Genomic DNA, 25,119 nt, shown 5'->3' on the forward strand with positions numbered 1-25,119 from the left:
TTTATTTTAAACGTTCACTTTAATGACGTTAGAGTATAAAAAACAACCGTTTGTAAGAAAAACAAACAAATAAGCTCCACAAGCACTATCATGACTGTTACAACAATAAAGGAACCAAACAATGTTTCTGATACTGACGGGGCTGATACTGACTTTTTTTATTTTGTTGTTTATTATTACTTCAATTATTCACAAAAAACAGTTTGCCTATAACACACACCAAGACTATAACTATCCCTCCCTCCCCTCTACCGCGCATGCTACCCTCAAGGGTGGCAGCCTGACTTTACCTGCCACTATCAGCGGGCAAGATACCGTTATTGCCAAAATCCGTATCAAATCCACTTGGGCAGGATTGCTGGTATTGCCTTTTGTTGAAACCATTTCATCTAAGGGCAAATGGAAGCAATATTTCGAATATGGCGCAAAAGGCGTGCGCTATATCAATCTGAGCGACACCTTCTCCGACAGCGACAAAACCATCCGCTTGGAAGGCAAATACCTAACCTTGTCCGATCAAGAAATCGAACTCTCTGTTTATCCGCGTGAAAACCTAGACGGAAAAAAAATCCTTGTTCTCGCGCCTCATGCTGACGATGCCGAATTAAGCGCATACGGTTTGTATGAAAAACACGCCGCCAATTCAATGATCTGCACCTTAACCGCCAGCGAAGGCGGCAGCTTCCACTATGGCAACCTTTATAGCACGTGCGACTGCGACACTCAGGCCCAATATCTGCAAAAAGGTCGGATGCGCGTTTGGAACAGCCTGACCGTTCCCCTTTTAGCCGGCGTGCCGTTTGAAAACATCCTGCAACTGGGTTACTTCGACAGCACTTTGACCGCCATGCGCCAAAATCCGGAAAAAGAGATTAAATCGACCAAAATCGATACAACCAACGTCGATATTTTCCGCCATGCCAATACCTCCTCATTGGCGAAACACCTCAAGCCCGGCTCGACTTGGAACAGCTTGGTGGACAACCTTGGCTATCTGATAGAAACGTTCCAGCCGGATATTATCGTGACACCGTCCCCAAATATTGATGCACATCCCGATCACCAACATACTGCGCTGGCCGCCATCGAAGCCCTGCGCAAAATCGATTACCGCCGTGGCAATCTGTTTTTGCACACCATACATTATCTGAGCGACGACTTTCCTATCGGCAAAGTAGGTTCTTCCCTCAGCCTGCCGCCGCCCTCCGAGCAACCGTTTTACTTCCAAAGCATCTATTCCCATCCCTTGGATAAAGAAGAGCAAAACCGCAAACTTCTCGCCCTTGACGCCATGAACGACATCCGTCCTAATTCAGACGGCTATATGCGTTGGAGCACCATGATATTCAAAGGCCTAAACAAACTGCGGCACCACGTCCTCCATCTCGACAAAGACTTGGTCAACCGCTTTGTCCGTAGCAACGAATTCTTCTATACCGTCCCCATCAGCGACTTGTACCAAGAAGATACGCTGAAACAAATCACTTATCAGGGCAAAGCCCAATAAACCAAAAGGCCGTCTGAAAAGATGTTTCAAACGGCCTTTATCACACCAAATCAAAACAATAAAATCACCGCATTACAACGAAAAACACCCAGCCAAAATCCAAACGCGACAACCCAAGTTATAATAAAACCCTTCCCATACGCCTCACATCATCATGCCGATTTACTTCATCGCCGATTTGCACCTGAGCGAATCCCATCCTCAACTGACCGCACTCTTCCAGAAATTTATCCAAGAAAAAGCCGTTCATGCCCAAGCCGTATACATTCTTGGCGACCTTTTCGATTTTTGGATCGGCGATGACGAAAACAGCCCTTTGGTTCAAACCATCAAACAAACCATCCGCAGCCTGACCGAGCGCGGCATTACCTGCTATTTCATCCATGGCAACCGCGACTTCCTCATCGGCAAAACCTTCGCCCGCGATACCGGCATGACCTTACTGCCCGAGTACGCCGTGATCGACCTGTTCGGCACACCCACCCTACTCTGTCACGGCGACACCCTTTGCACCGACGACCATTCTTATCAAAAATTCCGCCGTACCGTCCATCAAAAATGGCTGCAACGCCTGTTCCTGCTCCTACCACTCACACTCCGACTGAACATCGCTACCAAAATCCGCAAGCAGAGCAAACAGGACAAACAGCACAAAACTGCCGACATCATGGATGTCAATCCGGCCTTTACCCACGAAACCGTCCAACACTTCCACACGCCCCTGCTCATCCACGGCCATACCCACCGCGAAAACATCCATCGCAACGCCGGCTACACTCGCATCGTACTCGGTGACTGGCGCGACAATTACGCCTCCATTCTCGAAGTCGATGCCGAAGGCTACCGTTTTATCGCCTTATAAAACATCAGGCCGTCTGAAAACCGGTTTCCCGATTGTTCAGACGGCCTGACTGACAAATATCCTCAATCGGTTTACGCAAACCAACCGCGTATCCGCTCCAAACCACCAAAGCGCACACACGCATCCGCATTCGCCTCAGTTTTCGGTTTCGCCCGATAAGCAATGCCGAATCCCGCCTCCCGTATCATCGGAATATCGTTCGCACCATCTCCCATCGCCACCACCTGCCATGGAGCCAAACCCAGACGCTCACGGTATTCACGCAACAAATCCGTCTTAGCCTGCGCATCGATAATACGCCCTTTCAGACGGCCTGTCAGCTTGCCGTTTTCCACTTCCAACACATTCGCAAAATGGAAATCCAAGCCCAAACGCCGTTGCAGACGTTCCGTAAAGAACGTAAATCCGCCCGACACCAGCATAAACTTCACATCATTCCGTTTACACGCTTCCAACAAAAATTCCGCGCCCGGCGACAGCTGCAACACATTCTCGTACACCTCTTCCAACACGCGCTCGTCCAAACCGGCCAGCAAAGCCACACGCTTACGCAAAGACTGCTCAAAGTCCAGCTCGCCGCGCATCGACTGCTCCGTAATCTTGGCCACCTCATCCTTTAGTCCGACACCGGCCGCAATCTCATCCACGCACTCAATCGTAATCAGCGTCGAATCCATATCGCTGACAATCAGTCCCAAATCAGCAAAAGCCACATCCGGCAACACCGCACCATCTATCTGCTGCGCAATCAATGCAGCCCGCATCTCGTCCGTCAATTCAAAATCATCATCAACCGGCACACGCAATACCGACTTCCCTGATGACGCAGACACCAAACCGCCAAACGCCGACCAGTCGCAAGCGCCCAAATCTCCATGTTGCAACACCAAAAATTTCTTCATCTCATTCTCCTCATACCCCAAAACCTTTGCAAACATATCGGGTACACATTCAGCTTAAAATAACAAAACCATATTTTTGCAAAGGCCGTAAAAAACCAAAACAGCATTATAGCCGAACCACCCCGAAAATTTTCAGACGGCCTGTCGCTTGATTCCCTTAGCTAGTTTAATTTCAAAAACACCTTCAAAAACCATAGAAACAACATAAATCCGCTAAAAAACCTCAAAACCTTGTTCTTAAATTACAAAACAACAAAATTATCGTAAAATATAATTATTCTTATTTTGGTTCGATTAAATTTTAATTATAGAAAGACGTTCATGAACGCCCCAGCCCTTAAAACATTAGCACTCATTATTGCCACTCTGCCTTATGCAGCCTTAGCAGAAAACACTGCAACACCCCGGCCAGAACAAACTGCCGAGCTGCAAACCGTCAATGTAACCGGCAAAAACCGTTCCACCCGCACCGAAAACCGCGACTCTTACACCACCTCTGCCATGCGCACCACCACCGGGCTTGCCTTGTCTCCGAAAGAAACGCCGCAGTCGGTAAGCGTGATTACCAAAACGCAGCTGGATAACCAAGGCATGACCAATATGGAACAAGCCTTAAAAACCACAACCGGCATCAACGTGATTCCCGATTCCGGCCGTTGGCGTTATCAGTCGCGCGGCTTTTACATCGATCAAATTGAAGAAGACGGCTTATCCACTACCGTTGCAGGTTCGTCCGGCAACCCGTACAACGACCCTCAAAGCATGAGCAATCTGGCCATCTACGACCATATCGAAGTTGTCCGCGGTCCGACTGGCCTGACCCAATCCAACAGCGAACCCGGCGGCACAATCAATGCCGTACGTAAACGTCCGACCGCCAATACGCAGGCAACCTTAAGTTTTATGGCCGACCGTTTCGGCGCAGCAAGCCTGATCGGCGACGTATCGGGCAGTTTAAACAGCAGTCACAGCGTCCGCGGCCGTTTGGTTTCCAGCCTGACACGCAATAAAACTTTCCAAGACAAAAACCCAACCAAAGGTCAAATGCTGTACGGGATTTTAGAGGCCGATATCGGCGAGAACAGCAAAGCCACACTTGGCGGCCTGTACCAACGCACCGAAGAAACACCCGATTTTTACGGCGTACCGATGGGCAATGGCTTTGACCTTAACCTTCCGAGAGATACCTATCTGGGCGCGGAATGGAATCAAATCCGCTTTTACAAACGCAATGTCTTTGCCGAATTCGACCATCAAATCAACGACAATTGGAAATGGAGCAGCAAGCTCAACTACAACCGTTCTTCATCCGCCCAAAACTTCGCCACCGCAGCCAATACAGGCGGCAGGTTCGCTGGCATCGGACAGAACGGTATTTTTACCGGTGCAACCGACAACATCCAAAAATACGACAATACCGGCAAACAATTTGCCTTCCAAACCGGCGTATCCGGCAAATTCCAAGCCTTAGGCAACGAACAGCAGGCATTTGCCAACTACACTTATTCACGGGAAAACAACAGCTCCTACAACCTATGGAAAGCCCGTACCTCTAACGAATACAATATTTTCGATTACTACTGGAAGAGCGTGGCGCGCACCGATTGGACAAGCGGCAACGCCAACTATACCGATACCGAACGTACCATCACCAACCATGCCGTATCGACAGGCGTTCTCTTTACCCCTTGGCACAAACTCCACATTTTGGGCGCATTGCGTTACACACACTGGGTATACGACTTCGACAACCGCAAAACAGGCAAACTGTCCGAATACCGAAAATCCAGCCTTGTCCCTTACTTGGGCATTACATTCGATGTCGACAAAAACCACAGCATCTATGCCAACTACACCCAAATCAAAAAACCGCAGACCAACCGCGATATGGACAACAACCTCCTGAACCCGATTACCGGTACCAATACCGAAATCGGCTTCAAATCCGACTGGTTCGGCAACGGCAGGCTCAACAGCTCGTTTGCCCTCTACCAAATCATTCAAAAAAACCGTCCGTATGATTTAGATAAACGCAACGCTATGGGCGAATGGGCATATCAGGCCATTGGCAAAGTTCAAAGCCGCGGCTTTGAAGCCGAACTCTCCGGCGACCTCACCGAAGATTGGAAAATATCGGCAAACTACGCTTTCAATATGAGCAAATATAAAGAAAGTGAAGGGGCGCGTTACCCCATCGGCACAAACTTCAGCAAACATACGCCCAAACATATGTTCCGCCTGTACACCAGCTACCGCCTCCCCTTTACCGACCGTAAATGGACCATCGGCGGCGGCATGACCGTACAAAGCAAAACCAACAGTTTGTGGAATGTAGGCCAAGGCGGCTACCTGCTTTGGAATGCCGATGTTCATTACACACCGACCAAAAATCTCAACCTCAGTTTGATCGGCAGCAATTTGGGCAACCGCCGCTACTATGAAAACCACCGTATTCGCACAATGGGCATTAACAATATTTATGGCCAACCGCGCAACGTCATGTTCAAAGTCGATTACAAGTTCTAATCCCACTTGATTCAAAGGCCGTCTGAAACCGATTCTTTCCGTTTTCAGACGGCCTTTTCCAATCAAACCTTTTTTTAAATCTTGATATAAAGCAAACAGTCTAAAAAATTTTCTCAACCGAAAAAAATTCCTGTTGATTTTTTTCACCGTTTCGATATAGTTATTTATAGCTAGTTTGATACTACCCTTTGTATCTAGCTTTCATTGCATTACCACCTCCATTCGTTGCCAACGGCTCCCTTTCCGGCGGCAACCTTTTTTTGACCCGATGGTTTGGCAAAATCGAAATTGAATCAAATAAAATGATTCGGAGATTTAAATTTAATTTTTAAAACAAAACGGATTATAAAAAATAACTGCTCAATTTAAACAGATATTGCCGCCAATATTTAAAAACAAACAGATCTTTCTTTATCAAGGACCTCATCAAATGCATCATTCTGAAAAACTATTCAAACTGAGCACACTTGCCCTCTGCCTTGCCGCATTGCCCCAAGCCGCGCAGGCTGCCGAAGAAGTACAACAGGCTGAAGTGGAACAAGTTACCGTTGTCGGCAAAAACAAAAGCTTGCGCACTGAAAGTCAAAACAGCTACACAGTATCCGCCCTGCGCTCAACCACGGGGCTGGTCCTCTCTCCGCGGGAAATTCCCCAATCTGTCAGCGTCATTACTAAAAAACAAATTGAAGACCAAGGCATCACCGACTTAGAAGGTGCGTTGCAAAACGCTACGGGCATCAATGTTTTCAAAAGCGGCGGACGCACGCATTTCATGTCGCGCGGCTATTTTATCGAACAGTTTGAAGAAGACGGCATTGCCACGCAACTCGGCTCACCCGGCGGATTCGGCTTAAGCGGCCCGGCCGGCGACCCGACCAGTGCAACCGATATGGCAATGTACGACCACATTGAAGTAGTGCGCGGTGCGGCAGGTTTGACACAGGCAAACAACGAACCCGGCGGCACGGTAAACGCCGTCCGTAAAAAGCCGACTGCAAAACGCCAGCTTTCCGCCGATTTGATGGCAAACTCATGGGGCAAAGTAAACAGCGTCTTTGATGCATCCGGTGCCTTAAGCCAAGAGCACGGCCTGCGCGGACGCTTTGTCGGCTCGGTTGGCAGTAACAAAACTTTCAAAGACCAATCCAGCGGCCGCGACATCCTTCTGTATGGCGTGATGGACAAAGACATCGGCGACAACAGCAAACTTACCTGGGGCGCAAGCTATCTCAACCAAACTGAAACACCTGATCCTGACGGCCTGCCTATGCGTGCAGACGGCAAAGAGTGGAAACGCAGCCGCTATCTTGGTGCGGATTGGAACGAAGCCCGCCTGAAAAAATACAATCTCTTTGCCGAGTTTGAACATTATTTCAACGACAACTGGAAACTGAGCAGCAAGTTGGACTGGCGTAAAAACACCAGTTCAAAAGAATATTACACGCTGGGCGGCACAGGTAACGGCATCGGTACAGACGGCCTGGGAACCACATACAGCTTCGACCGTTACGATGCAGGCAACCGCCAGTTCACTTTCCAAAACAACCTGACCGGCCGCATCTTCGCTTTTGGCCAAAATCACGACCTCTTCTTCATGCACAGCTATTCCAAAGAGAACGTGAACTCAAGCAACCGCTGGTTTGATGACAGCAGTACCTATGACGCAGATGCCTTTAACGGCAGCGAGAAAGCCAAACCCGATTGGGATTCTGCCACAGCCAAAGCCCGTGGCGGCGACGGCCGTTATACTACCCATGCCTTCGGTTTGGGCGCGCGCATCAATCCTACCGACAAACTGCACATCATCGCAGGCGGACGCTATACCAGCTGGAAACGCGACTTCTATTGGGATCGCGACCTCAAAGACGGGGTAGCAGGTTCATCAGACTCGCTCAAACGCAACCGCTTCGTTCCTTATGCCGGCATCACTTACGACATCACGCCTAAACAAAGCGTTTACGCCGCCTATACGTCCATCTTCAAACAAACGATGAACCGCGACTACAACGACAACCTGCTGCCTCCGATTATGGGACGCAACTACGAACTCGGCTGGAAAGGCGAATGGAACGAAGGCCGTCTGAATACCTCCGTCGCCCTCTACCGCACCGATAAAGACAACAACAATCAACGCGTCAATGCCAAACCGCACGCCTACTGGGAACCGCTCAACCAAAGCAGCCGCGGCCTGGACGCCGAAATCTCCGGCAGCCTGACCGACCGTTGGCAAGTTTACGCAGGCTACACCTTCAACCGCAGCACCAACCGCAGCAGCGTTACCGGCAATGTTGAATCGCGCCGAAAAGGCTACAACTTCAGCAGCCATACGCCGAAGCATATGTTCCGCCTCTATACCAGCTATGTCCTGCCGGTGGATGACGGCAAATGGACGGTCGGTCTTGGCTTGAAGAGCAGCAGCAAAACCTCCAATTCCTACGGCTCCATCAAGCAAGGCGGCTACACCATTTGGAATACCAACGTCCAATACCGTCCGAGCAAAAACCTGCAACTGGGACTGGCAATCAACAACCTGACCGACAAACGCTACTACGAAAACCAATACAGCCGTGCCGCCAACAGCGGCAACTTCTACGGCGAACCGCGCAATGCCGTGTTCAGCCTAAAATGGAAAATGTAAATAGCAGCATAGCAAGCACGGGTTGACCGCTCATTTTTTAAAAGCATAAACCAACTATTGCTGATAAAAAGGCCGTCTGAAAGTACAATTTCACTTTCAGACGGCCATTCGCACGCATTCACAAGCATTCATCATGAATACGCTCAAAAAATTCTTTTACCTTGCCCGCCCTTTTTGGTCAGGGGCACACGGTCGCCTCCAATGGCTGATGCTCGCCGTTTTGATAGGGTTTACCCTATTCTCCATCACCATCAGCGTTTGGATTGCCGCATGGGACAAACGCTTCTACGACGCGCTGGCCGCGTTTGACGGCGCATCCATGCCCACGCTCATCGTTGAATACCTCGGCTACATGGCGATGATTATCGGCTGCATCGTCTGCGGCGACTGGCTGCAAAAACGCCTCATCTTCCGTTGGCGCACCCATCTGACCGATCAATTTCAAAAAAACTGGCTCGAAGGCCACAAACACTACCGCCTGCGCCTGACAGGCGAACCGGACAACCCCGACCAACGTATCGCCGAAGACATCTACCTCCTTGCCGACAAAAGCATCAGCCTCTTTCGCTCCTTCATCAATAATATTGCCAAATTCAGTGCGTTCGTTGCCGTATTGTGGACACTCTCCGGCGTGCAGACCTTCAACATCGGCGGACACAACATCACCATACACGGCTACCTCGTCTGGGTTGCCCTGATTTATTCCATCTTCAGCACCGTCATCGCCCATCTTGTCGGCCGCAAACTGAAAAACCTCAACATCGACCGCCAGCACCGCGAAGCCGACTACCGCGCAGCCCTTTTACGTGTACGCGACCATGCCGAACAAATCGCCTTCTACAACGGCGGCGAAGCGGAAACAGGCCGTCTGAAACAACGTTACCTCCGCATCCGCGACAACTGGCGACGGCTGACCAACTGCGAATTCCGCCAAGAAACCTTCTGGGCGACCTATGTGCGCATCAGCATCTTCATCCCCATCCTCGCCACCCTGCCCATGTACCTCGCCAAAACCATGACCTTCGGCGACATGATGCAGACGCGCACATCGTTTGCCCGCGTTCAAGACAGTTTCGGCTGGTTTACCGATGCATACCGCCGCCTGATTGAATGGGCAGCAGTCATCGAACGGCTTTCCGGTTTTCAGACGGCCTTGGAACAAGCAGAACAAAAAAGCCCCTCCCTTCAGTCACACCAAACAGATTTGCCGCATCATAGCGGCAAAGTCGTCCTGCAAAACCTCACCGTCCACACCCAAACCGGCAGCCCCCTGCTTACTGATATTCACCTCCAAGCCCGTTCTCCGGAATGGGTATTGCTTGAAGGTCGAAGCGGCATCGGCAAATCCACGCTGCTTCGCGTGCTTGCCGGTTTATGGCCGTATTATCACGGCAGTTTTTCCCTCGAAGGCAACCGCCTGTTCTTCCCGCAACGCCCTTACCTGCCTGCGGACACATTGCGTCAAACTGTCAGCTATCCCTATGCGGCCTGCCAAGACGACCATTTGATTCAAACCGTTTTGGAACAAGTCGGCTTAAGCAGCCCCACGGGTAGGTTGCACACGTTGATGACCGATTTGGACACTTCATACGAATGGCACGGCATCCTTTCCGGCGGCGAACAGCAACGCCTCAGCCTTGCACGCGCACTGCTGCACAAACCGCAAATCCTGTTCCTAGATGAAGCCACCAACCATCTCGATGATGAATCAGCCCTGATGTTAATGCAGACCCTCAAGCAACATTTGCCCGATACTTTGGTCATCGGCATCAGCCACCAACCCAAGATTAAAGCCCTGTTTGATAGCTCACTGAATTTGAATGAAAAAATTATTTAAATGTTAAAATGTGCAAAACTCTTGCTTTCAATCCTAACAAGAGATATAGTACCAAGTAACTAGTTCTTATTGATGAGAGCTACTCCTTGGATACTTGCCTCCGGTTCTCCAACCCGGGGGCATTTTTTTGCGTTTTTATTTTATGTTTGTATGAATAGGATAAAGACGAAACACCCACCACAAATCAACAAACAAATCGAACCGCAAACTGCGTTTTCCAAACGCTCAGGCCGTCTGAAATCCTCTCCATGATGTCGTTAATCCCATATTTCAGACGGCCTGTTTAACTGTCTATTGCAAAGCTTGGCACAAGCACCGCTGACCGACTGCAATTAATTACTATATAATCAAACGCATTGTTACCCCTACAAAGGAGCCACACCATGACCACAAAAATTAAAATTGGTATTGTCGGTGCAACCGGATATACAGGCGTCGAATTGTTGCGCCTGCTCAGCAGCCACCCCAACGCAGAAGTCACTGCCGTCACCAGCCGAAGCGAAGCCGGTATTGCGGTTGCCGACTACTTCCCCAGTCTGCGCGGCATTTACGACATTGCATTCCAAACGCCTGAAGATGCCGGGCTTAACCGTTGCGACCTCGTGTTCTTTGCCACGCCCAACGGCGTAGCCATGAAAGAAGCACCGTCCCTTGTCGAAAAAGGCGTACGCGTGATTGACCTGTCTGCCGACTTCCGCATCCGCGACATCCCCACATGGGAAAAATGGTACAAAATGACCCATACCGCGCCGCAACTTGTTTCCCAAGCGGTGTACGGCTTGTGCGAACTTTACAAAGACGACATCTCCAAAGCCATGTTGGTGGCCAATCCGGGCTGCTACCCTACCTGCGTTTCCCTGCCCTTATTGCCACTACTTCAGGCTGGCCGTCTGAAAGCCAACGCGCCTCTGATTGCCGACTGTAAATCCGGTGTTTCCGGTGCAGGCCGCAAAGCCAGCACCCACGCCCTGTTGTGCGAAGCTGGCGATAACTTCAAAGCCTACGGCGTCGGCGGCCACCGCCATCTGCCTGAAATCCGACAAACCCTGTCCGGACTGCAAGACCATGTTTCAGACGGCCTGATTTTCGTGCCACACCTTGTTCCGATGATACGCGGTATGCACGCCACCCTGTATCTGCACCTGCAAGAACATACCGATCCTGAAGCTTTGCTGCGCGAATACTACCGCGACAGTCCTTTTGTCGATATTTTGCCTTCAGGTTCGACACCTGAAACCCGCAGCGTGCGCGGCGCCAACCTTTGCCGTATCAGTGTTCAAAGAGCGCCCGAACAAGACGATGTGTGGATTGTTCTTTCCGTCATCGACAACTTGGTTAAAGGCGCAGCCGGCCAAGCCGTGCAGAATATGAACATTATGTTCGGCCTGCCCGAAACCACCGGCCTGACTAATGCACCATTAATGCCTTAAGCCAGCCATCCTTATTAAAAACACAAGGCCGTCTGAAACTTTGATCGTTCAGACGGCCTTTATCGATTCATTCACAAACATCACTCATACACCACGCCGGCAAGCATTTCTTCTTCATTCAAGTTGCCGTACTGTTGCTCCCAATCGTGGGTAGCCTCCACCATATCGCATTCTTTCGCAAAAGCCAGCAGCCTGCCGTCCATCTGATCCAAACTCAAGCTGCCCAAGCGTTCGCATTCCGAAGCCGTCAAATTACCGTCCGCTTCATGCGCTTCCGAAGATCCGAAAGGCAGGGCAAAAAAACCCAGCACCAACGCCAGCAGCACCCAAAAAATATTTTTACGCGAACGAGTCATTTCACACCTCTCATCATAATCATATAGCAGGTTTAAATCAGAAAAACTAAACCAAATAAAACTAAACTAAGAAAAATCAAATATAAAACTAGAAATATCGATTTATCTAAGACAAAACGAATAATACTAAGAAAAAATAAAATATGCAATACTTTTTCTTAGATTGAGTAATTTTTTTCTTACAATTTTATAAAAACTAAGGTAAAATACACTCAAATCGTCCAAACCATATAAAAAACATACCTCCATAAAGGCATAAACATGGATACCTTTAAAGACCGCCTGGCTTTCTTATGGAAAGATGAAGCCCGCCAAGCCAAAATTGCCGCCGACATCGATATGACCATCGCCGGATTCAGCCGTATCTGGAACGAAGGCGGCCTGCCGAAATCGGAAACGCTAAAAAAAATCAAACAACTTAAAGGCTGTAGCATAGACTGGCTTTTGACAGGCGAAGGTTCTCCCTTCCCCGATTCCGAAGCCCCAAAAGCCACGGCAACCGACACACTGGGCAACCCTGTCGATATAGACGAATTTGTCTTCGTACCGCGTTACGACATCCAAGCAGCGGCCGGACACGGCCAGCTCGTCGGCGATGAACAGCCCATGTTCGCCATGGCGTTCCGACGCTATTGGATAGAAAATTATGTGACGCGCGACATCAAAAACCTTTCCGTTATCTCAGTCAAAGGCGACTCGATGGAAGGCGTGCTTAATGATGGCGACACCATCCTCATCAACCACGGCCAAACCACGCCGCGCGACGGCCTCTATGTTTTGCGCCTCAACGAAAACCTTTTAGTCAAACGCCTGCAACTGATACCCGGCGGCATCGTCAACGTCATTTCCGCCAACGAAGCCTACCCTACTTTTGAAATCGACTTGAAAAACCCGACCGACGACGTTGCCATCATCGGCCGTGTAGAATGGTTTGGCAGAAGCATCTAAATCTGACATACTGGTGCTTGAAATTTCTGCCATGCCCTCCATGTAAGCTGGCAGACCCTGTCTGCACAAACTTGCCTTGACTAACGGTTTGCGCGACAATAGTAAAAATATTCATATAAAAGGAATCACATCATGTCAGACGAAAGCCCTATTATCTTTACTGACAGCTGCTGCACCAAAGTTGCCGACCTGATCGCCGAAGAGAACAATCCCGATTTGAAATTGCGCGTATTTGTCAACGGCGGCGGTTGCTCCGGCTTCCAATATGGTTTTACCTTTGATGAAATCAAAAACGACGACGATTTCGAAATCCAGAAAAACGGCCTGACGTTCTTGGTCGACCCGATGAGCTACCAATATCTGGTTGGTGCAGAAATCGACTACACCGAAAGCCTGCAAGGTTCTCAATTCGTCATCCGCAATCCGAATGCCGAAACGACTTGCGGTTGCGGCTCGTCCTTCTCCGTATAAATAATCCGTTTCTTCATGAAAAACAGGCCGTCTGTATCTTCAGACGGCCTTTTGTGTGAATTTATTTTAAACAATATTGGATTTATCTTATAATAATAATATCGGGCGTGAATATTTACTCTACAATAGACATAACATTGGACATGCATATTGCCATATAAATAAAAAATCATTGTCCAGCCGATTAACGACACAAAGGCACCTCCTATCCGGTCTGCCTAAGACTGCGGCCTCTGTTTTTGCCTGCATCGCAAGCCAAAACAGCTCAAACACAATAACAAAACCTCAGGCCCAACCCATTTGGTTGACGCAGTCGAAATATTCATGGGATATCAATGAGCAAACAAGAAAAATTTTTCGACGTATATGTTTCCTATCCGCCGAACACGGATAAGGAGCGCATCCATGCCTGCCTGTATGAAAACGAAGTCGAGAGCCTGATTCAAGCCTTGGCCGAGCGTCCGCAAGCCATTGTGGCCGAAAAATGTACCCAAGACGAGCGCGAAAATGCGCAGCATTACTTCAGCTATTTGGGTTTGGACGTAATCGTCCGTCAGGCTATGGAGTTGGAAGCAGTCGAAGAAGAACCCGTGTTGGCAGTCAACACTCCCGACCCTATCCAATGCCCAGTCTGCATGACGATTATCGACGAACTCGACGCACAGGAATGTAAAACCTGCCACTTTGATTTGACAGAAAAAAATGAGCTGGCCATCCAGCGCAAGCGCATTGAATGGCAGGAAAAAATCTCTTTCGAGCATAAAAAACAAACCGAAATTGCCCACAAGCTCAAATATGAACGCGAGCAGGAAGAGAAAAAGCTGCGCAAGAAAATCCGTGCTGAATTGGAATCCCAACTACGCGAAGAGTTAGGCCAAAATCCTGAGCTGGCCGCACTTGCAGCAAGGAAGAAAACACAATTTCTGCTTACAATGGCTATCGTATTCGCCGTTTTGAGTCTGCTTGCACTCGGCTATATCGCTGCAAAATTCTTCTAACCTGATTTCAAAACTCAAGGCCGTCTGAAAAACAGATTTTCAGACGGCCTTTTATTTCCTTATTGATTGAATCATTTCAATCAAGCCTCTTGCACATCAACGTCCACTGACCATCTGATTTTACCATCGCGGTTTTGCTGCAACACTTGCACCCATAAACTCACGGCGCGGTGCAAATCCTGTCGGGACGGGGATTCGAGGAAGATTTGCGCGCGTTCGCGTTCGGCGAGGCGGACCATCAGCATGGGTGCGGCGCCGAACTGAGAGACGCTTTCGGGCAAAAGCGGGGCCAGGGTTTCTTTGGCGGCGTTGAGAAATTCCATCGCATCGGCAACGCGCGGCGCATCGGCACGGACGGCCGTCTGAAAACCGAAAGGCGGCATGGCGAACATTTGCCGCTCTTTCAATTCGTTTTCGGCAAACACGGCGTAGTCCTGCGCTTTAACGGCGGCGAAGACGGGATGTTCGGGCAGTTGGGTCTGTATCAACACCTTGCCGGGTTTGTCGGCGCGCCCCGCCCTGCCGGACACCTGCATCAGCTCGGCGAACAGCCTTTCCGGCGCGCGAAAGTCTGCGCTGTACAGGCTGCCGTCGGCGTTCAACACGATAACGAGGTTGAGCCGCGCAAAATCATGGCCTTTGGCAAGCATCTGCGTGCCGATCAGAATGTCGATTTCGTTGTCGGCGATGCGGCGGTACAAATCCGCCCAGTCGTTTTTGTGCGCCGTACTGTCCCTATCGACGCGGACGACGGCGGCCTTGGGCAGGAAGGTGCGCAGTGTTTCTTCGACGCGCTGCGTGCCGTGTCCGACGGCGGTCAGGTCTTGGTTGCCGCAGTCGGGGCATTTGGACGGAATGGGTTCGCGGTGGTCGCAGTGGTGGCAGCGCAGTTGGCGGGCGCGTTGGTGCAGCACCATTTTGGCGGAACAGTTTGGACAGCCGAAGGTATGACCGCAGTCGCCGCAAAACAGCGCGGGCGCAAAACCGCGCCGGTTGAGGTACACTAGCGACATACCTCCTGCTTCAAAGTTCTGTTTCAAAAGCTGCAAGGCTTGCGGCGAGAAGCCGTTGTCGAGTTTCAGACGGCCTACGTTGAGGATATCCACTTGCGGCAGTTGCGCGGAAGCATGGGCGCGCTCGGTCAGTTGCAGCAGGCAGTACGCGCCGCTTTGCGCCTTGTGCCAGCTCTCTAGGCTAGGCGTGGCGCTGCCCAATATGATGGGACAGCCGCTCTGCTTCGCCCGCCACACCGCCAAATCACGGGCATGGTAGCGCAATTCGTTGTCCTGTTTGAACGAGCCGTCGTGTTCCTCATCGACCACAATCAGCCCGATATCAGGCAAAGGTGTGAACACCGCCAGCCGCGTGCCGATCACCAGCTTCGCCTGCCCCAACATGGCACGCAGATAATCCTGCGTGCGCCTGCCTGCCGCCATCTGGCTGTGCAACACGGCGGTCGGCACGTCGGCAAAACGGTTTTCCACCCGCTTCAAAAGCTGCGGCGTGAGATTGATTTCTGGCAACAGAAACAACACCTGCCGCCCCTGCGCCAACACTTTCGCCATCGCATCGAAATACACCTCAGTCTTGCCGCTGCCGGTGATGCCGTACAGCAGAAACGGCTGAAATTTACCAAAGGCCGTCTGAATTTCATCGGAAGCCTTCTGCTGGTCGGCATTCAACACAAATTCAGAGTGCGAAGCCTGCCCATGGCACGACTCTAAAACGGACTTTGCCGCTTCCATCGTTTCAATCCAACCCTGCTTCGCCCAATCTTCGATTAACTTCGCCGCCTGCGCATTCACCTGCTTCAACGCCACCATCGTCATCCCGCCCGACAGCAGCGCGCTCCACAAAGCCGCTTTTTTGTTGAACCGAGACGACGGCGGCGTTTGCGCCCTACCCGCTTCGTTCAAAGCGTAAAACAACGGCGGCTGCGGCATTTCCACCGCGCGCGTTTCCTTCAAACCCTGCGGCAATGCGGTAAATACTGCCTGCCCGGTCGGATAGTGGTAATAACGCGACGTAAACGCCAACAAATCACGCCAGCCTTGAGGCAACGGCTTTTCTTCCACAAAGGCCGTCTGAACGCTCAAAATCCGCGCCGTATCCATATCGGGCGCAATATCCGTTTCCCACACAATCCCAACAACGGTTTTATTGCGGAAAGGCACGAGTACCCGCGTTCCCGGAGGAAGCGGCTTGGAATAGGAATAAGTCAAAAGGCCGTCTGAAAGCGGCACGTTTACGGCAATACGGTGGTAGAACATACAAACAATCAAATCATTTTTTCGTATTTTAACAGCCGAAAGCTATTTTCAGACGATAAATTGAGCCTCAATACAATGCAGGCATGACAGAGGTTTGATACAATACCTTACTTTTAACACACGCAAGTCTCTCGCATGAAAACCAAGTTAATCAAAATCTTAACACCGTTTGCCGTCCTTCCTTTGTTGGCATGCGGTCAACCTGCCGTATCCAACGCCAACGCGGCGCCTGCACAGGCTGCCAAAGCGGAAGCGCCTGCCGACAAATCCGTTGCCGCTTCTTTGAAAGCACGTCTGGAAAAAGTCTATGCCGCCCAAGATTTGAAAGTTTTGAGCGTCAGTGAAACACCGATTAAAGGCATTTATGAAGTTGTCGTCAGCGGCAAACAAATCATCTATACCGATGCCAAAGGCGACTATATGCTTGTTGGCGACCTCATCAACGTCAATACGCGCCAAAGCATGACTGAAGAACGCGCCGCCGATTTGAACAAAATCGACTTCGCTTCCCTGCCTTTGGACAAAGCCATCAAAGAAGTACGCGGCAACGGCAAACTGAAAGTCGCTGTTTTCTCTGATCCGGACTGCCCGTACTGCAAACGCTTGGAGCATGAATTTGAAAAAATGACCGACATCACGATTTATACCTTCATGATGCCGATTCCAAGCCTGCACCCTGATGCCGCGCGCAAAGCCGAGCTGTTATGGTGTCAGCCTAATCCGACTCAGGCATGGATCGACTGGATGCGCAAAGGCAAACTCCCAAGTGGCAAAGCAAACTGCGAAAACCCTGTTGCGGAAACCACTTCATTGGGCGAACAATTCGGCTTCAACGGCACGCCGACCCTGGTCTTTCCTAACGGCCGCAGCCAAAGTGGTTACAGCCCTATGCCTCACCTCAAAGAAATCATCGAGAAAAACCAGTAATACAGGGTTTAATCTCCATAAAGGACGCTTTACGCGTCCTTTTTTCATGTCGCCCGCCATCAACTGCCTTCAGACGGCCTCGATATAGACAAATATAAAAAAAGGACGTGTCCAACACATCCTTTTTTTCCTTTACCTTACAGGTAGAATTTTTCAATCACTTTCAGGTTTTCATCCAATTTGTACACCAACGGCTGACCTGTTGGGATTTCCAAGCCCATGATGTCTTCGTCGGAAATGCCTTCGATGTGTTTAGCCAACGCACGCAGGGAGTTGCCGTGTGCCGCAACCAATACACGTTTGCCGCTCAAGATGGCCGGAGCGATTTGGTCTTCCCAGAAAGGCAGGACGCGCTCGAGGGTAACTTTGAGGTTTTCACCATCAGGAATAACATCGCTAGGCAGGTTGGCATAGCGGCGGTCGTTGTGGGCGGAGTGAGGGTCTTTAGGATCAAGCAGAGGAGGCAGGGTGTCGTAGCTGCGGCGCCAAATGTGGACTTGCTCGTCGCCGTATTTTTCTGCGGTTTGTTTTTTATCCATACCTTGCAGCTGACCGTAGTGGCGCTCGTTCAAACGCCATGATTTGATTTGTGGAACAAACAGTTGGTCGGATTCTTCCAAAACAATGTTACAGGTTTTGATGGCACGGGTCAGAACGGAGGTAAAGGCGATGTCGAATTCATAGCCTTTTTCTTTCAGCTTTTTACCTGCTGCTGTGGCTTCTGCCAAACCTTGCTCGCTCAGCTTGACGTCGCGCCAGCCGGTGAAAAGGTTTTTCGCGTTCCATTCGCTTTGTCCGTGACGGATGAATACTAATTTCATGATTGTTTGCTCCAATGAAGTTTGGGAAAAGGTATTTATAGCACACTTTGCCGCCGCGCTGATAACGTCGGCGGTTTCTTTTGATATGTTGCAAATTTGCTTCTAGTCTTCAGACGGCCTTGTCGGAAGGTAAACGTCAAAACGCGTGCTTTTGCCTGTGTATTGATAAGCAGGTTTGCGCCCGTCAAGAAATTCGCCCAAGCGCGGGCGTTTGACGACAATGCGCTTTTTGGCGGTATTCAACGCTGCGTCCAACAACTCGGCTTCGTCTTGTGCCGCGCCGACCAAGTCGTGGAAATAGGCCATTTCTTTTTTCACGGCGGCGGTTTTGCGGCGTTCCGGGTACATCGGGTCGAGGTACACCACATCGGGTCTGCCTTTTTGCGCGGCCAATTTCTGCATTAAATCAACGGCATTGCCGAAATGCAAAGTAATGCGTTGGGCAATCTCCCGTGTCTCTTCACTTTGCCCCGCCCTGTTGAGGCCGTCTGAAAGTAGACAGGCAACGGCAGGATTTTGTTCAAAAGTGTGTACCTTCAAACCCAACGAGGCAAGCACAAAACTGTCGCGCCCCAGTCCGCCGGTAGCGTCCCAGACAGTCGGTTGTACAGTATGGTTGACGGCTTTGGCAATCAACTCGCCTCCGCCTTTAGTTCGCCGATAATGGGCGGCACCGCCATCAAAATCAACGCGAACACGGCCTTTTTCACCGGCGCGGCACAAACTGATGCCGCTTTCGTAAGCAATAAGGAAACTGCCTTCTTCAGGCTGCCGATCAATAACGGTCAGCCTGAAAGGTGCAGCAAGGCTGCGAAGTTCGGCAGATGCGGTTTCGTCAAAATAAATCTTGTACATAAGGCTTATGTTTCAGACGGCCTTGAAAACTTGGGCCGTCTGAACGTTTTAATTGATGTCCAAGCGTTCCATGCGGTAGCGCATAGAGCGGAAGCTGATGCCCAAAAGCTTGGCGGCTTGGGTACGGTTGTAACGGGTTTGCTGCAAGGCCTGCTCGATGATACTGCGTTCCACTTGGTCAAGGTAATCCTGTATCTGCATGGTACGCGGATCAAACGGTGGAATGGGGCTGTGATTGAGCGTAGTTTCACGCGCGTCAGGTTCGGCAATATCGTCAAAGGAGAAGCCGCTGCGTTCAGCCTTAACCTGTGGGGCGTTTTGAATCTGCAAGTCGTCCACTTGTATCACTTGACCGACCGTCAATGCAACGGCGCGTTCGAGGATATTTTCCAACTCGCGGAAGTTGCCGGGGTAGCTGTAATGCAACAGGGCTTCTTGGGCTTTCGGGCTGAGTTTGTAGGTTTGATTGCCGTGACGGTGTTTATACAGCAGATACAGAATCAGCGCGCCCAAGTCTTCGCGCATTTCACGTAAAGGCGGCATGTGCAGGGTGACAACGTTGAGGCGGTAATACAAGTCCTGACGGAATGCACCGCTTTCAACCAAGGCTTCGAGGTTTTTGTGGGTTGCACAAATAATGCGCACATCCACAAAGGTTTCCCGCGCATCGCCGATACGGCGCACGGCTTTTTCTTGAATGGCGCGCAGGAGTTTGACCTGCATGGCAAGCGGCAAATCGGCAACTTCGTCAAGGAACAAAGTGCCGCCGTCAGCGTGTTGGAAAAAGCCGAGACGGTCTTGATCTGCGCCGGTAAAACTGCCTTTTTTGTAGCCGAAAAACTCGCTTTCCATCAGGTTTTCAGGAATGGCTCCGCAGTTGACGGCAATAAACGGTTTGTCGGCGCGGTCGGACAGCTCGTGAATCGTGCGCGCCGCCTGCTCTTTACCCGTACCGGACTCGCCGGAGATATAAACGGGAACAAGGCTGTGGGCCAATCTGCGAATCAGGTGGCGTACTTCGACCATTTGCGGCGAAGTACCCAACAGGCGCGGCATATCGTCCTCGCCTTCCAATATAGGTGCATCTTGTTGCAGAGCAGGATTGATGCTGCCGGCCGAAAAACGCTCTTTTAAGGAATTGAGCCCTTCCGGAACAGTCAAAGGCCGGTTAAATTCACTCTGTACGCTCTTAGGAGGCGTAACAACAGGCTTGGCCGGCTGAGGTTCAGGTTTATACAGGGCAGCAGAAACAGGCGCAGGCTGCAATTTGACTTTTTCAGACGGCGTGGGTTCGGCAGTATTATCGGAAACCGATACTGCCGATTTAACCAATGAACGCAACTGCGACAGCGTAATCGGTTTTTGCAGATAATCAAACGCCCCCGCTTTCAAGGCTTCAACGGCTTGGTCGGCATTGCCGAAAGCCGTAATCACGGCGACGGGCGTGTCGAGCATCAATTCGTCGATGTATTGAACCACCTCGAGGCCGGAGCCGTCAGGCATACGCATATCGGTCAACACCAGCGAATAATCGTTGTTGTCCAGCTTGTCTTTAGCCTCTTCAACACCAGCCGCAGTATCGACACGCAGACCCATTTTCATCAGGGTCATTTCCATCAGGTCGCGGATGTCTGCCTCGTCATCGACAACCAAAACCGGCTCTTGCAATTTATTCATCCTGCGCTTGCTCCTTCGGTAAAATCAATTCAAACCCGTTCATTTCAGGGTGATAATGCAGCTGCCCCATATTGGCGTGTGCCAACTCGCGTGCGACGTAAAGTCCCAAGCCGGTGCCTTGTTTTTCGGTGGTGTAAAACGGCTCAAACAAATGATTTCGTACATCCGGCGGCACGCCTTTGCCGTTGTCCGCCACGACGATGGAAATATGCATCCTGCCGCTAGAGCGGATAAGAACGGTAATGGCGTTTTCGTCCTGACGGCTGTGTCGCCAAGCGTTGTTGCACAAGTTCCACATCACTTGCTGCAAGTGCATGGAGTCGACCAATACGGTCAGGTTGTTGCCGTCCATATTCATGCGCAGACAGCCGATGGCATCGGGATTATTCAAGGTAAATTCCTGCTTAAACTCCAACCAGAATTTCATCAGATTAATCGGCTGGCGGCTGATGTTGTCTCGTTTGTTAAGCAGGGATACGTCTTCCAACATCTTGTCGATACGTTGGATATTGCTGTCGATGATGTTGTAGAGCTTGGCCTTGAGCGGATCTGCCTCATCGCCCTCTTGCAACAAATCGCTGGCATGACGGATGGCGGACATCGGGTTACGGATTTCGTGGGCAAGGTTGGCAGTCAACTGTCCGAGCGAAGTCAGCTTGGTGGACATGGCCTCTGCAGCCACTTCACGCAATGAGCGGACGTACAGCATCAGCAGCTCGGTTTGCTCCTGAATCAGCGGAACGGCTCGGACGTGCATGGCGTGTTGGAAAATATGGATATCGGTTTCAAAAGGTTTGTCGGGTTGGCGCTGCCAGCGGGCCACCAGTTCGCCGAACACGATTTCCTGCTGATCGATAATCAGGCTGGGAAAATAGATTTTTGCCTGTTTGTTAAACAGCCACACGCGTTGGGTCGCATCAATCACCACAACCGCTTCCTGTACTCGGTTCAAAACCAAATGGTTCAAACCGCTGATACGGCGGTAGGCCAGTTGATGGCGGCTGGCGGACTCTGTGGCCTGTTCGAGATAACGGGCGGCAAACGAGGTCAGCATCGCCACCAGATAGCTGGCGCCGATCAGCATTAAAGAATTCGCCATTGATTTCGCGTCCCAATTAAACGAATCGAAACGCATACTGCCGTCTAAAAACAGGTTCAAAATAAACAACATTGCCGTATAGCCTGCATACAGCATAGGATAGTGGCCATAACTGAGTAGACACGACGTGGCCACAAACGGCAAAACCAAAATCCCGAAACCGGAAGCCGTACCGCCGGAGATATACACCAAAACCATCATCATGGTGATGTCGACCACGGCACTGGCATTGGGCAAATCCAAAGACTGCCACTGCCAGCCCGGACGGAACACGGAAAGCATAATCAGGAAGAAATACAGCGTTACCCAGATATAAAACTCAACGTCCGGCAACGAAACGCCAATCAGGTTGCCGCCTGTGTAGCTGCCGAAAGCGTGCAAAACCAAAAGCGGTAAGACGATGGCTATTCGGGCAATGTTGATGACGCCGGGAATTCGCTCCCTCAGATTACCCAGCTCTTGAAGATTGGCTCTGTTCATAAGTGAACCTTTTTTATTTTCATGCAATGTCGTAGTAAATTTAATTTATTTGAATATATTTGTTCTTGTTTCAGGACAAACTTTTCAGACGGCCTGATATTTCCAATACCTTGCCTTTTTTACCGCGTTTACCGTCAATATCGGCAATCCGCAGTTTTTCCTGATGCTCGGCGCCGCGTCGGCCGACCGATACAACGGTAAACTCAGGAGAGGTCGTCACCATAATGTGTTCCAAAGATGCACCCTCAGCCAACGACATCAGCTGCAAACCGCGGCCTTTAGGCATGACTTTGAGTTCGCCGATGGAAAACGCCAAGAGACGGTGGTCGCTGCTGGCCAGTACGACTTTGCAGTCGGGATTGATCAGCGAAGAAGCATAGACGGCAACTGGCGGCAGGACGGTTTCGTCGCTGTCCACGGTCATGACCACTTTACCCGCTTTCACTCGCCCGACCATATCGGCCAACTTGGTGATAAAACCGTAGCCGCCGCTGCCTGAAAGCAAGTAATGCTGTTCGGGCTGACCGGTGAGCATGGCGACGGGTTTTGCACCGTTTTGCAGCTCGATTAAGGATGAAACCGGCACGCCGTCGCCGCGTCCGCCGGGGATTTCGGCGGCATCGAGCGTGTAGGTTCTGCCCAATGAATCCAGGATGACGACGGGTAAAACAGTGCGGCCTTCGAGGGTTTGTTTGAGGCGGTCGCCTTCTTTGAACGCGGTTTGGCTCAAATCAAGGTTGTGTCCGGCGCGGCTGCGTATCCAGCCTTTTTCCGACAAAATCAGCGTGATGGGTTCGTCGGCGGTGGTTTGAGTCAACACGGCGCGTCCAGCCTCTTCCACCAGTGTGCGGCGTGCGTCGCCGAACTGCTTCATGTCCGCCTGCATCTCTTTGATAATCAGCTTGCGTTTTTCGTTTTCGTCGCCCAAAAGGATATTCAGACGTCCTTGTTCTTCGCGCAACTCGTTCAATTCTTTTTCGAGTTTGAAACCTTCCAAACGCGCCAACTGGCGCAGGCGGATTTCCAAAATGTCTTCGGCTTGGATTTCGGTCAGCCCGAACGCTGCCATCAAATCGGTTTTCGGGTCGTCTGACTCGCGGATGACTTTAATCACTTCGTCAATGTGCAGAAAGACTTTCAGACGGCCTTCAAGGATGTGCAGCCGTTTTTCCACTTGGTTCAAACGGAATTTCAGACGGCGTGTTACGGTCACGACGCGGAAATCCAGCCATTCCTGCAAAATCGTTTTCAGATTTTTCTGCGCAGGGCGGTTGTCCAAACCCATCATCACCAAGTTCATGGACACATTGCCTTCCAGCGAAGTTTGCGCCATCAGCGTGTTGATGAAGGTATCCGTATCGATGCGGCTGGATTTCGGCTCGAACACCAGTCGCACGGGATGTTCGCCATCTGACTCGTCGCGCACGCGGTCGATTAAATCCAGCATCAGCTTTTTGGTGTTGAGCTGGTCTTGGTTCAGCTGCTTTTTACCCGCTTTCGGTTTCGGGTTGGTCTGCTCTTCAATTTCGGCAAGGATTTTGGCGGAGTTGGCGTTCGGCGGCAGCTCGGTCACAATCACGCGCCATTGCCCGCGCGCCAGCTTCTCAATTTCGTAACGTGCACGCACGCGCACACTGCCTTTACCGGTTTCGTAAATCCGGCGCAATTCATCCGCCGGCGTAATGATTTGACCGCCGCCGGCAAAGTCGGGCGCAGGGATATATTGCATCAGGTCGGCGGTTTCCAGCGACGGTTTTTTTAACAGCGCAATCGCCGCCTGCGTGACTTCGTTCAAATTGTGCGACGGAATTTCGGTCGCCATGCCCACCGCAATGCCCGACGCGCCGTTGAGCAACACCATAGGCAAACGGGCGGGCAGGTGCAGCGGCTCGTCAAACGCGCCGTCGTAGTTCGGCACAAAATCTACCGTCCCCTGATTGATTTCGGACAACAGCAATTCCGCAATCGGCGTCAGTCGCGCTTCGGTGTAACGCATCGCCGCCGCTCCGTCGCCGTCGCGCGAACCGAAGTTGCCGATGCCGTCGATTAAGGGATAGCGCAAGGTAAAATCCTGCGCCATTCGCACCATCGCTTCATAGGCGGAACTGTCGCCGTGCGGGTGGTATTTACCCAAAATTTCGCCGACCACGCGCGCCGATTTCACCGGCTTCGCCCCCGCCGTCAAACCCATATCGCGCATGGCAAACAAAATACGCCGTTGTACAGGCTTTTGGCCGTCTGAAACTTCAGGCAGCGCGCGGCCTTTGACCACGCTCATGGCGTATTCGAGATAGGCGCGTTCGGCGTATTGACCTAACAGCAGGTAGTCTTCGCCGATAGGAGATGGGCTTGGAGCGGAAATGTGTTCTGTCATCAGGATGGTAAAACGAAATAAATTAAAGGAGGATATTGTAAAGCAAAATCGGTAGTCATAGCCAATTTGAGTGATGAACGGTAGTGCAACGACAATAAGGCTTGCCGAATCAGGTCAGCAAATGGAATCCGTTTCTGCCAA

Annotated in this window: 18 protein-coding genes; 10 read left to right on the forward strand and 8 right to left on the reverse strand. The window is 50.9% G+C overall.

The window, feature by feature from the left end:
* Positions 1–121: 121 nt before the first annotated feature.
* Positions 122–1,507, forward strand: coding sequence for a PIG-L deacetylase family protein (locus tag DBY95_RS05855; RefSeq protein ID WP_107723704.1), 1,386 nt, complete (start codon positions 122–124; stop codon positions 1,505–1,507).
* A 151-nt stretch (positions 1,508–1,658) separates the two neighbouring features.
* Positions 1,659–2,369: a UDP-2,3-diacylglucosamine diphosphatase gene (lpxH, locus tag DBY95_RS05860; RefSeq protein ID WP_199903870.1), complete on the forward strand. Its 711-nt coding sequence runs from the start codon at positions 1,659–1,661 to the stop codon at positions 2,367–2,369.
* Positions 2,370–2,440: 71 nt separating this feature from the next.
* On the opposite strand, the gene serB is transcribed toward lpxH, so the two are convergent.
* Complete coding sequence (gene serB, locus DBY95_RS05865; protein ID WP_107723952.1) at positions 2,441–3,271, reverse strand: phosphoserine phosphatase SerB; 831 nt, start codon at positions 3,269–3,271, stop codon at positions 2,441–2,443.
* A gap of 321 nt (positions 3,272–3,592) precedes the next feature.
* On the opposite strand from serB, the gene DBY95_RS05870 reads away from it, so the two are divergent.
* The 4 genes from DBY95_RS05870 to argC all read left to right on the forward strand — a co-directional run bounded on the left by DBY95_RS05870 (position 3,593) and on the right by argC (position 11,702).
* Positions 3,593–5,797 carry a TonB-dependent siderophore receptor gene (locus DBY95_RS05870; protein WP_107723706.1) on the forward strand — a complete coding sequence of 735 codons (2,205 nt, stop codon included), beginning with the start codon at positions 3,593–3,595 and terminating at the stop codon, positions 5,795–5,797.
* A gap of 430 nt (positions 5,798–6,227) precedes the next feature.
* Complete coding sequence (locus DBY95_RS05875; RefSeq protein ID WP_107723707.1) at positions 6,228–8,435, forward strand: TonB-dependent siderophore receptor; 2,208 nt, start codon at positions 6,228–6,230, stop codon at positions 8,433–8,435.
* 133 nt (positions 8,436–8,568) lie between these two features.
* Positions 8,569–10,272 (forward strand): ABC transporter ATP-binding protein/permease, encoded by a 1,704-nt coding sequence (locus DBY95_RS05880; RefSeq protein WP_107723708.1) that lies wholly within the window; start codon positions 8,569–8,571, stop codon positions 10,270–10,272.
* Positions 10,273–10,655: 383 nt separating this feature from the next.
* A complete protein-coding gene (gene argC, locus DBY95_RS05885; protein ID WP_107723709.1) occupies positions 10,656–11,702 on the forward strand; it encodes an N-acetyl-gamma-glutamyl-phosphate reductase in 1,047 nt (348 codons plus the stop codon).
* Between the two features lie 80 nt (positions 11,703–11,782).
* Here the strand turns inward: argC and DBY95_RS05890 are convergent, their stop codons facing one another.
* The gene (locus DBY95_RS05890) at positions 11,783–12,058 is read right to left on the reverse strand and encodes a hypothetical protein (RefSeq protein ID WP_003748371.1); all 276 of its coding nucleotides are present in this window, start codon (positions 12,056–12,058) and stop codon (positions 11,783–11,785) included.
* A gap of 261 nt (positions 12,059–12,319) precedes the next feature.
* On the opposite strand from DBY95_RS05890, the gene DBY95_RS05895 reads away from it, so the two are divergent.
* The 3 genes from DBY95_RS05895 to DBY95_RS05905 all read left to right on the forward strand — a co-directional run bounded on the left by DBY95_RS05895 (position 12,320) and on the right by DBY95_RS05905 (position 14,475).
* Positions 12,320–13,006, forward strand: a complete 687-nt coding sequence (locus DBY95_RS05895) for a S24 family peptidase (RefSeq protein ID WP_003680158.1) — start codon at positions 12,320–12,322, stop codon at positions 13,004–13,006.
* A gap of 132 nt (positions 13,007–13,138) precedes the next feature.
* Complete coding sequence (gene erpA, locus DBY95_RS05900) at positions 13,139–13,477, forward strand: iron-sulfur cluster insertion protein ErpA (RefSeq protein ID WP_003680162.1); 339 nt, start codon at positions 13,139–13,141, stop codon at positions 13,475–13,477.
* Positions 13,478–13,812: 335 nt separating this feature from the next.
* Positions 13,813–14,475, forward strand: coding sequence for a hypothetical protein (locus DBY95_RS05905; protein WP_107723710.1), 663 nt, complete (start codon positions 13,813–13,815; stop codon positions 14,473–14,475).
* Between the two features lie 80 nt (positions 14,476–14,555).
* On the opposite strand, the gene DBY95_RS05910 is transcribed toward DBY95_RS05905, so the two are convergent.
* Positions 14,556–16,745, reverse strand: a complete 2,190-nt coding sequence (locus tag DBY95_RS05910) for a primosomal protein N' (RefSeq protein WP_107723711.1) — start codon at positions 16,743–16,745, stop codon at positions 14,556–14,558.
* 135 nt (positions 16,746–16,880) lie between these two features.
* On the opposite strand from DBY95_RS05910, the gene DBY95_RS05915 reads away from it, so the two are divergent.
* Positions 16,881–17,672, forward strand: a complete 792-nt coding sequence (locus DBY95_RS05915) for a DsbC family protein (protein ID WP_107723712.1) — start codon at positions 16,881–16,883, stop codon at positions 17,670–17,672.
* Positions 17,673–17,809: 137 nt separating this feature from the next.
* Here the strand turns inward: DBY95_RS05915 and DBY95_RS05920 are convergent, their stop codons facing one another.
* The 5 genes from DBY95_RS05920 to parC all read right to left on the reverse strand — a co-directional run bounded on the left by DBY95_RS05920 (position 17,810) and on the right by parC (position 24,978).
* A complete protein-coding gene (locus tag DBY95_RS05920; RefSeq protein WP_107723713.1) occupies positions 17,810–18,493 on the reverse strand; it encodes a 2,3-diphosphoglycerate-dependent phosphoglycerate mutase in 684 nt (227 codons plus the stop codon).
* Positions 18,494–18,595: 102 nt separating this feature from the next.
* Complete coding sequence (locus DBY95_RS05925) at positions 18,596–19,348, reverse strand: class I SAM-dependent methyltransferase (RefSeq protein ID WP_107723714.1); 753 nt, start codon at positions 19,346–19,348, stop codon at positions 18,596–18,598.
* Positions 19,349–19,396: 48 nt separating this feature from the next.
* Positions 19,397–21,025: a sigma-54-dependent transcriptional regulator gene (locus DBY95_RS05930; protein ID WP_107723715.1), complete on the reverse strand. Its 1,629-nt coding sequence runs from the start codon at positions 21,023–21,025 to the stop codon at positions 19,397–19,399.
* Positions 21,018–22,604 carry a two-component system sensor histidine kinase NtrB gene (locus DBY95_RS05935; RefSeq protein WP_107723716.1) on the reverse strand — a complete coding sequence of 529 codons (1,587 nt, stop codon included), beginning with the start codon at positions 22,602–22,604 and terminating at the stop codon, positions 21,018–21,020. The genes DBY95_RS05930 and DBY95_RS05935 overlap by 8 nt, the downstream gene beginning before the upstream one ends.
* Positions 22,605–22,674: 70 nt before the next feature.
* Complete coding sequence (gene parC, locus DBY95_RS05940) at positions 22,675–24,978, reverse strand: DNA topoisomerase IV subunit A (protein ID WP_107723717.1); 2,304 nt, start codon at positions 24,976–24,978, stop codon at positions 22,675–22,677.
* Positions 24,979–25,119: the final 141 nt, after the last annotated feature.

The organism is Neisseria subflava, assembly GCF_003044935.1.
Classification (GTDB): domain Bacteria; phylum Pseudomonadota; class Gammaproteobacteria; order Burkholderiales; family Neisseriaceae; genus Neisseria; species Neisseria subflava_E.

Coding starts and splice junctions, on each gene's coding strand:
- DBY95_RS05855 (WP_107723704.1), top strand. CDS start 122: ATGTTTCTGATACTGACGGGGCTGATACTGACTTTTTTTATTTTGTTG.
- serB (WP_107723952.1), bottom strand. CDS start 3,271: ATGAAGAAATTTTTGGTGTTGCAACATGGAGATTTGGGCGCTTGCGAC.
- DBY95_RS05870 (WP_107723706.1), top strand. CDS start 3,593: ATGAACGCCCCAGCCCTTAAAACATTAGCACTCATTATTGCCACTCTG.
- DBY95_RS05875 (WP_107723707.1), top strand. CDS start 6,228: ATGCATCATTCTGAAAAACTATTCAAACTGAGCACACTTGCCCTCTGC.
- DBY95_RS05880 (WP_107723708.1), top strand. CDS start 8,569: ATGAATACGCTCAAAAAATTCTTTTACCTTGCCCGCCCTTTTTGGTCA.
- argC (WP_107723709.1), top strand. CDS start 10,656: ATGACCACAAAAATTAAAATTGGTATTGTCGGTGCAACCGGATATACA.
- DBY95_RS05890 (WP_003748371.1), bottom strand. CDS start 12,058: ATGACTCGTTCGCGTAAAAATATTTTTTGGGTGCTGCTGGCGTTGGTG.
- DBY95_RS05895 (WP_003680158.1), top strand. CDS start 12,320: ATGGATACCTTTAAAGACCGCCTGGCTTTCTTATGGAAAGATGAAGCC.
- erpA (WP_003680162.1), top strand. CDS start 13,139: ATGTCAGACGAAAGCCCTATTATCTTTACTGACAGCTGCTGCACCAAA.
- DBY95_RS05905 (WP_107723710.1), top strand. CDS start 13,813: ATGAGCAAACAAGAAAAATTTTTCGACGTATATGTTTCCTATCCGCCG.
- DBY95_RS05910 (WP_107723711.1), bottom strand. CDS start 16,745: ATGTTCTACCACCGTATTGCCGTAAACGTGCCGCTTTCAGACGGCCTT.
- DBY95_RS05915 (WP_107723712.1), top strand. CDS start 16,881: ATGAAAACCAAGTTAATCAAAATCTTAACACCGTTTGCCGTCCTTCCT.
- DBY95_RS05920 (WP_107723713.1), bottom strand. CDS start 18,493: ATGAAATTAGTATTCATCCGTCACGGACAAAGCGAATGGAACGCGAAA.
- DBY95_RS05925 (WP_107723714.1), bottom strand. CDS start 19,348: ATGTACAAGATTTATTTTGACGAAACCGCATCTGCCGAACTTCGCAGC.
- DBY95_RS05930 (WP_107723715.1), bottom strand. CDS start 21,025: ATGAATAAATTGCAAGAGCCGGTTTTGGTTGTCGATGACGAGGCAGAC.
- DBY95_RS05935 (WP_107723716.1), bottom strand. CDS start 22,604: ATGAACAGAGCCAATCTTCAAGAGCTGGGTAATCTGAGGGAGCGAATT.
- parC (WP_107723717.1), bottom strand. CDS start 24,978: ATGACAGAACACATTTCCGCTCCAAGCCCATCTCCTATCGGCGAAGAC.